General features: G+C 58.0%; 4 protein-coding genes. All 4 read right to left on the bottom strand.

The annotated features are described in order from the left end of the window. Positions 1-360 precede the first annotated feature (360 nt). The 4 genes from KVT39_RS33250 to dnaN all read right to left on the bottom strand — a co-directional run bounded on the left by KVT39_RS33250 (position 361) and on the right by dnaN (position 8,490). Entirely contained in the window at positions 361-1,560 is a 1,200-nt protein-coding gene (locus KVT39_RS33250; protein WP_217591046.1) for a PD-(D/E)XK nuclease family protein, read from the bottom strand. Between the two features lie 8 nt (positions 1,561-1,568). Next, complete coding sequence (locus tag KVT39_RS33245) at positions 1,569-3,935, bottom strand: DEAD/DEAH box helicase (RefSeq protein WP_217591045.1); 2,367 nt, start codon at positions 3,933-3,935, stop codon at positions 1,569-1,571. A gap of 780 nt (positions 3,936-4,715) precedes the next feature. After that, the gene (gene gyrB / locus KVT39_RS33240; RefSeq protein WP_034179399.1) at positions 4,716-7,190 is read right to left on the bottom strand and encodes a DNA topoisomerase (ATP-hydrolyzing) subunit B; all 2,475 of its coding nucleotides are present in this window, start codon (positions 7,188-7,190) and stop codon (positions 4,716-4,718) included. A gap of 193 nt (positions 7,191-7,383) precedes the next feature. Further along, on the bottom strand, positions 7,384-8,490 hold the full coding sequence (dnaN, locus tag KVT39_RS33235; protein ID WP_006756934.1) for a DNA polymerase III subunit beta: 1,107 nt from the start codon (positions 8,488-8,490) through the stop codon (positions 7,384-7,386). Positions 8,491-8,523: the final 33 nt, after the last annotated feature.

Below are 8,523 nucleotides of genomic sequence, written 5' to 3'. Positions count from 1 at the left end.
GGCTCCACTGGCATCTCGGCGATCTCGATTGGAAAGCCGCCATGCTAAAGCAATACGGTGTCGGTGCCACGCTTACGCTGCGAATTGCAATCGAGCGAGAGCAAAGGGGTCGTCGCCGGAATCCACAGCGAAACGACCGGACCGCAGTTCATCGCACTTGCGTTTCTCCGTGTGACGAATATTCACTCCGCCTGGCACCGAAGTGGGTGCAGACACGCCCGAGTTGTTAGGTCAAATGTGCGTGGAGACCGGGGGATGCCTCCACCTACAATGTGGCGCCTTGTTACATGTGATTGCGAAACCTTGCTCTCGCTTGCCTTCCCGAAGCCTGGGCTGTCTGACCGCGGACACTGTTTTCAATTAAGGCGCAGTGGGGGGCTCAATTTGGTAGGAAGCATCCTTTCCAGCGGGACGAGGACAGAAATATCTCGAGTCGCACGCAACACAGGTATCGGCATCTTCGCAGGACGGTTGCCAAACCTTCGAAATGTCTCCTAGATCGATCTCGCGCGAAATTCGCTGCTCAATGTCAACGACCACATTGTCGAATGCTTGTCCGGCGGCTTGAATGCTGGCGGGCGTGACTGGAATAACTCTCAGCGCTCGCTGAATTCGGAAGGCCTGACTCAATTCTCTGCCTGCTCCTGACCCCGATCGCGCCGTAGTCAGGACGTAGTAGTCCTCGCTTCCTCTTACCGGCAGGACGTCCGTGCTTCCTGCCTTAACCTGCCCCCGCAATCCGATAACATCGGTCGTGCTAGGCAACAACTCATTTACATAAAGCACGACTCCTGCCACGACGGGCTTTGCCTCGGCCTTGCGTGCGCGTAGCCAGGCGTACATCTGGATTTGCCAATCATGCTGTTGCCAGTAGTCCTTCTGGTCGAATCCAAGATCCGGTCGAGCGGCACCTTTATAGTCGACAATTACCTCAAATTCGGATGGCAAAGCTGTCCCTTGTCTACTTAGGGCCTGTTCGATGGCAACCCGCATCAGATTGTCGGTCTGAACCTGGTTCAGACTGATATTAGTTAGCACGTCGGCCACACCGGTTACACCGTACCGTTCTGCGCGAAGCCCTGCTGCCGCTGGCCCACTCGGAAGCGGTCGAGAACCGGCCAACGGTTCTTCGGCAAATACTACCAAGGGGAATAAATGAGGGCCGATAAGGTTGATGGCTTCTGCGGCGCGCGTATACGCTGTCCTTCGTGCGTCACCGTTGCGCGGAATTTTCCCTTGAACGGCAAGCACTGCTTCGACACGACGCCCGATCTCTCCGATGTCGTGATCCGGGAGCCCTTTGCCAACCTCGCGATCAGCCCATTCGATTTCCGTTGATGGCCACGGCAAGGGTATGCCGCGTTGCTTCCACAACGTATATGCCATCTCCATCACGCCATGAATAAACTCCCCGAACCACAATTGGACTGGTCGAGCTGGGGGCAGGGCACTACCGTTTTGGTAACGATACTGTAGTCCGCAGCGCAAATACGACAGAAGATCACCTGTCAAACTGTAGCTGGGAATCGTCGTCGGCTCGTGACGAGCGTCGAGTGTCATATGCTTACCTATAGCAAAGTTAGCGGCATGCGCTCCGGGCGCGTGGGCGTCCCACTTTTCAGCGGGGGATTGTTACTTCGCCATGCCCAAGAACCGTCTCGCGTCCAGAATGTTGCGATATTCTGAACGGAGGTCTTGTACTCAATGCTCTTGGTTAGGCCAACAAGTAGCAGAGCAACTTGGGCGCGGCTATAGGCCACGTAGTAGAGACGCATCAGATCATCAAATGTTCGATCGAGATCGCTACGCACCGTCCGCACTTTTCCTACAGGCGTGTACGGTGCAAGCGCTGATTCCATCAAAACGGTGTTTGAAGGATCTCGAGGGAATCGGCGAAACGCTTGTTTGGCATGATTCGTTTTGAATTCAGAACCTACATCAACAATAACTAATGGGTATTCCAGTCCTTTTGATTGATGGATCGTCATAATACTGAGCCGATTCCTTGGCACCGCAAACAACAAGTCCTCGTCAATATCGATCACTTTCTCTGCAATGGGAGAAAGTAGGTCCGTGATCACAACAGAACGGCTACGTTGGTCGTGTGGTGCAGCATCGAGTATCGCGAATCCGTAGCTTGAATAGTGAGCGCCCTGTACCACACACCGCATAACTGCTTCAAGGTAAACCTGATGTTCGGGATCTTTCTGAAACTCAGGGAACCAGACGATTAGCTTGTAGAGAAGATCCAACAGAGGGATCTCGTCCGGCCAGGTTTCCGCGTTTTCATTGCGCGTACGCCATCCGTCGACGTACTTTGCTAAAGAATTGCCCCTCTTAGTGGGTGCCGGATTCGATGAAATGAACGCCTGCGCTGCCGCTCGCCATTGAGGAATGTATCGCTGCGTGTCCCGCGTAAGGTACATTCCCGTTTCAATGCTATCAGTGGGGTCCAGACATAGCAGCACCAGTCCCAACAGCCGTTGGACATTCAGGATGTCCCGCAGATCCTGCCCACGCGGATTAAAGACACCGAGCCCCCCTCCTTCGAGATGCTGGCGAAGCAAAGCCGGCAGTCGCTCAACGAGACCTCCTTGGTTGTCGTCCTTATATTCCCGGACGCTAGATGCAAGGAAAACGGCATCCCCGATCGCGCCTCCTTGCGCGCTCGCCCGCAATGTAGTGTCAGTACCCGGTATTGGTCTTCCACTACCCTGAAAAACGTCCAACAGCAACTGCGACAGATCAGTCGCTAGGTCAGCCATCGAATCTCGGAACATTCCCAGCACTGGAATTCCGCGGCTAGGGTTAAACGGGGCGATGGCTGGCTTCCCCGCCACACGGGCGGATCGGAATTGTGCGTCGTGTTGGGCGAAATCATTGAATAGCTGGACAATCTCCGGCGTCGACCGGTGATTTGTGATCAAGTAAACAAGATGGCTGGTCGCACCCGGAATTGCACTCGAATATCGCGATTGAAAATTTGTGAAGAGCTCAACGGTTGCGCCGCGAAATCGATATAAAGCTTGGTCGTCATCACCCACTACTGCGAAAGTGCATGCTGATTGTCGGACAAGCTCAAAGTAAATTGCCTCTTGCAACGGGTTGGTATCCTGGTACTCGTCGACCAAGAGGGCACAGATCGCGGGCAATTCCGGATACAGGGTACCGGCTCTTAGTCCGGCGAGTATTCGCTCCGCACACAGTGAAAAGTCGAACATCTGCTGGCTTTGAAGGTGTTGCCGGTAGTCCGCGAGTAAACTTGCTTGAACTTGTTGCGCAGCGATGCCTGCGCCGTATGTCCCGATGTCAACAAGATCCTGAATCAGTCGATTGTTGAGCGAAATCGACAGATTCCCTGCCTGCGTCTGGTTTCGCGGTGGTTGCTGCTCGAAGTTGTACTGTGCCAAATACGGGTCTAGCGTCGCCTGTTGGCCTCCCCTGTAAATAGGCGTGAAGACCTTTCGCCGGTAGACGAAGTTGGCGGCAAACTCTTCAAGCATGACCGGCGTCGGGGACCCGACCTGGCGAGTATTGCCCAGCCACAACTGACAGAAGCTATCGAGGGTTCCGGCCTGGATTGCATTGATGTCGAGGGCGGCAAGCCATCTCTCCCGATCAATATCCCCGGAGCGCGCAGCGGCCTCGAGAAAGTGGGCGACAAGCTTAAGGCCCCAACTGATCAGTCGGCTGGATAATTCGGCTGCTGCTTTCCGGGTGAAAGTCGTGATGACAACGGAATCCGGAGGCATGCCATCTACCAGTACATGCCGCAATGCCCGAAGTACCAGTACCGTGGTCTTGCCCGAACCGGGCCCGGCTACGATCATCAGTGCCGGCATCTGCGGGTGCCGGGTACATTCAAGCTGTGGATCGTTTAACTGTCTGGACAGAACCGATTGGACTGCAGCGACAAACTCATCGACGGAAATCACGCATCGCTCCCCGAAACAATTGATTGTGGTCTCTTTTGATCATCATGGAAAACAGTTTCACAAAGACGGCCCGTAAAGTGAAGCAGCTCCAAGTTCTGCGGCCACGTCATGGGTATTCTTCGAATTATCTTAGCATTTAGACTGCTTGTCTCTGTCGCCACTCATTACAGGGTATTCCCCCAAAGGTACTCCATTGCCTCGATACTTCTCTTATCGGCAGGTGGCCCAGAGAACTTGAAGCCGCCGAGCCAATAGCGATTTCGTTGCTCGAAGCAACTCGGGAAGTGTATGTTGTGCACGACGACTGCTGCATGGATACCTACTACGTATAAAAGTAGGAGTTCTGTGTCGACATCGTGGGATAGAGCCGCTTGCGTCGATTCGCCGCGTTGTGTTTCTTTCGTCGTCGCGGCTGGCAGGCACGAAAGCCACTCGGAACGCAACACCTACGTTCCCGCCGTCGAAGTGCTGCGAGATCTATGCAACGAAGGCTTTCAGCCGTTCATGAATGCCCCTGGCTGTTAACCGAACCCATGATCTGGAGATGGAAACAAAAAACCCCGCGAGCCTTATGGGGCGCGGGGTTTGCGGACTTCGTTGGAGTTTCTTGGAATACCGGATGGCGGACCAGAGGAGTATCAAATTCCCAACCTTCGCGCGACGGCTTCGACATAGGCGCTATGCTCACACCTCCAAAAAATCGCACCGAGAAGAGGTGTAGTCCGCGCCAAACGATTTCCGAGAATATTCGCTAATTGTGACATTCGACAGCCGGCTGCCTCAAACGTCGATATTCCCCGCCCTCAACGCATTCGACTCAATAAACGCCCGCCGCGGCTCCACATCATCCCCCATCAGCGTAGTAAAGATCCCATCCGCAGCAATCGCGTCCTCGATCTGCACACGCAGGAGTCGCCGTACCGTCGGATCCATCGTCGTTTCCCACAGCTGACCGGGGTTCATCTCCCCCAGTCCCTTATACCGCTGCTTCGACACGTTCCGCTCGGCATCCGCAAGCAGCCACTTCATCGCGCTCTTGAAGTCCGTCACAGCCATGCTGCGCTCACCGCGCTTGATAACAGCACCTTCCCCAATAAGCCCCGTGAACGTATTCGCGGTGGCCACGAGCTGCTGATAATCCGCCGTATGCTGGAATTCCTGATCGATGACCGAAACCCGCACATTCCCGTGATGGGTGCGTTCGACGTGCAGCGACCGCTGCTCACGCACCGCATCATACGAAGGCACCACACGCACTTCGTTCTTCAAGGCCTCGTCATGCAACGCAGCGTGCAGCGCCTTCGCCGAAGCCTCCGTAGAAGCCTCGTTGGAGAGATCAATAGCAACCCCGTCCATGATCGCTTCCAGCGCGGCCGGGTCATACAACCGGCTCAACCGGTCGATCACGCTCCTTGACAGCAGATACGACCGCGCCAGCTCCCCAAGCGCATCGCCGGAAATCACGGCCGCATTTTCGCCAGGCACCAGCTCCGAGCCTTGCAGCGCCAACCGCAGCATGTGCGCGTTGAGCTCCACATCATCCTTCAGATACCGCTCGTCCTTGCCCGCCTTGATCTTGTAAAGCGGCGGCTGCGCGATATACACATACCCGCGCTCGATCATGTCCGGCATTTGCCGATAGAGGAACGTGAGCAGCAGCGTCCGGATGTGCGCACCGTCGACGTCCGCGTCGGTCATGATGATGATGCGGTGATAGCGCAGCTTGTCGAGGTTGTAATCGTCCTTGCCGATCCCGCAGCCGAGCGCGGTCACGAGCGTGACGATCTGCTCCGACGACAGCAGCTTGTCGTAGCGCGCCTTCTCGACGTTCAGCACCTTGCCGCGCAGCGGCAGGATTGCCTGGAACTTGCGGTCACGCCCTTGCTTCGCCGACCCACCTGCCGAGTCGCCCTCGACGATGTAGATTTCGCACTTCGCCGGGTCTTTCTCCTGGCAGTCCGCGAGCTTGCCCGGCAGGCCGACGCCGTCGAGCACGCCCTTGCGGCGCGTCATCTCGCGCGCCTTGCGCGCAGCATCGCGCGCACGCGCGGCTTCGACGATCTTCCCGCAGATGATCTTCGCGTCGAGCGGCGTTTCCAGCAGGAACTCTTCCAGCGCCTTCGCGACGACTTCTTCAACCGGCGCCCGCACTTCGGACGAAACCAGCTTGTCCTTCGTCTGCGAGCTGAACTTCGGCTCCGGCACCTTCACCGACAGCACGCACGACAACCCTTCGCGCATGTCGTCGCCGGTCGTTTCGACCTTGGCCTTCTTCGCGATTTCGTTATCGGTGATGTACTTGTTGATGACGCGCGTCATCGCGGCCCGCAGGCCGGTCAGGTGCGTGCCGCCGTCGCGCTGCGGAATGTTGTTCGTGAAGCACAGCACGTTCTCGTTGTAGCTGTCGTTCCACTGCATTGCGACTTCGACGCCCACGCCATCCTTCTCGCCGTTGGCGTGGAAAATCGTCGGGTGCAGGTTGGTCTTCGTCTTGTTGATGTATTCGACGAAGCCCTTCACACCGCCGGCGAACGCGAAATCGTCTTCCTTGCCTGAACGCAGGTCGGTCAGGCGAATCCGCACGCCGTTGTTCAGGAACGAGAGCTCGCGCATCCGCTTCGCGAGGATGTCGTAGTGATATTCAACGGTGCCGAAGATCGTCGGATCGGCCATGAAGTGCACTTCGGTGCCGCGGTTCTCGGTATCGCCGGTCACCAGCATCGGCGACACTTCCACGCCGTCCACCATCTCGAGCACGCGATCCTGCGCGATGCCGCGATGGAACTCCATGAAACGCTTCTTGCCGCCGCGGCGCACGGTGAGGCGCAGCCAGCTCGACAGCGCGTTCACGCACGACACGCCCACGCCGTGCAGGCCGCCGGACACCTTGTAGCTGTTCTGGTCGAACTTGCCGCCGGCGTGCAGCTCGGTCATCACGATCTCGGCGGCGCTGCGCTTCGGCTCGTGCTTGTCGTTCATCTTCACGTCGGTCGGAATCCCGCGGCCGTTGTCGGTCACGGAAATCGAGTTGTCGGCGTGAATCGTCACGTGGATGTCGTTGCAGTACCCGGCCAACGCTTCGTCGATCGAGTTGTCGAGCACCTCGAACACGAGGTGATGCAGACCGGTGCCGTCCGACGTGTCGCCGATGTACATCCCGGGGCGCTTGCGCACCGCTTCCAGACCTTCGAGGATCTGGATCGACGAGGCGCCGTAGCTGCTGTTATCGGGTTGCGAATTGTGCTGTTCACTCATGGATATCTTCCGGTTCTGCGAGGCCACTCTAGTGGCGGCGCGGTGCGTTTCAGCGAGAGAAATCGCCGGGCCGCTCCAGTTTCCTGGCTCGTCCACGGTGCCGGTCAGGCACCGAAAGGACGGGTTGTCGGTTCGCCATAAAAACGCCAAAGGGGCTTGCCGCCCCCTGGTGTGTGTCTTGATGTCGCGCGCGTCAGATGCGCATCGGCATCACGACATACTTGAACTCGTCGTTCTCGGGCACCGTGATCAGCGCGCTCGAGCTGGCGTCGCCGAGGCTCACCTGCACGGTGTCGACCTTCAGGTTCGCGAGCACGTCGAGCAGATACGTGACGTTGAAGCCGATGTCGACGGTGTCGCCCTGATAGGCGATTTCCAGTTCTTCCTGCGCCTCTTCCTGGTCGGCGTTGGTCGACATGATCTTCAGCTGGCCCGGCGCGATGATGCAGCGCACGCCCTTGAACTTGTCCGAGGTCAGGATGGCCGCGCGTTGCAGCGAGCGCTGCAGTTCTTCACGGCCGATCTCGAACGTGTTCTTGTGCGCCTTCGGGATCACGCGCTGGAAGTCGGGGAACTTGCCCTCGACGAGTTTCGACACGAGCTCGACCTGGCCGAACGTGAACTTGGCCTGGGTTTGCGCGATGTCGATGGTGACGGTGTCGTCGATGTCCTCGAGCAGGCGTTGCAGCTCGAGAATCGTCTTGCGCGGGACGATCACTTCCTGGCGGCCGAACGTGCCGCCTTCGAGCTTCATCGACGAGAACGCGAGGCGGTGGCCGTCGGTGGCCACGGCCATCAGCTGGTCGCCGTCGACGACGAGCAGCATGCCATTCAGGTAGTAGCGGATGTCCTGCTGCGCCATCGCGAAGTGCACCATGCCGAGCAGCTGGCGGAACGACTTCTGCGGGACGGTGAGGGTCGCGCCGAAATCCTTCGCCTGCGCGACGGTCGGGAACTCGTCGGCCGCGAGCGTCTGCAGTGCGAAACGGCTCTTGCCCGATTGAACGGTGAGGCGCTTGTCGGCGAGCGACAGCGTGACCTGGCCGTCAGGCATCGCGCGCAGGATGTCGAGCAGCTTGCGGGCCGCGACGGTGGTGGCCACCTGGTCGCCGCCGACGCCGAAATCGGCGCGCGTGGTGATCTGCAGCTCCAGGTCGGTCGACAGGAACGAAACGTCCGGGCCGTTCTTGGTGATCAGCAGGTTGGCGAGGATCGGCAACGTATGGCGGCGTTCGACGATGCCGCTGACCGTTTGCAGCGGCCTGAGGAGGGTGTCTCGTTCGGTCTTGACCAGTTGCATAGAGTTCCTTCGTTGAGTAACGGCCTGCAGCGC

It is taken from the genome of Burkholderia sp. GbtcB21 (genome assembly GCF_019091065.1).
In the GTDB taxonomy this organism is placed as follows: domain Bacteria; phylum Pseudomonadota; class Gammaproteobacteria; order Burkholderiales; family Burkholderiaceae; genus Burkholderia; species Burkholderia pyrrocinia_C.
The sequence above is the reverse complement of the archived record's forward strand: the minus strand, read 5'-3'. Positions and strand labels throughout refer to the sequence as shown.

Bases quoted from the DNA above. Each gene is read 5' to 3' on its own strand.
- KVT39_RS33250 (WP_217591046.1), bottom strand. From the start codon at position 1,560: ATGACACTCGACGCTCGTCACGAGCCGACGACGATTCCCAGCTACAGT.
- gyrB (WP_034179399.1), bottom strand. From the start codon at position 7,190: ATGAGTGAACAGCACAATTCGCAACCCGATAACAGCAGCTACGGCGCC.
- dnaN (WP_006756934.1), bottom strand. From the start codon at position 8,490: ATGCAACTGGTCAAGACCGAACGAGACACCCTCCTCAGGCCGCTGCAA.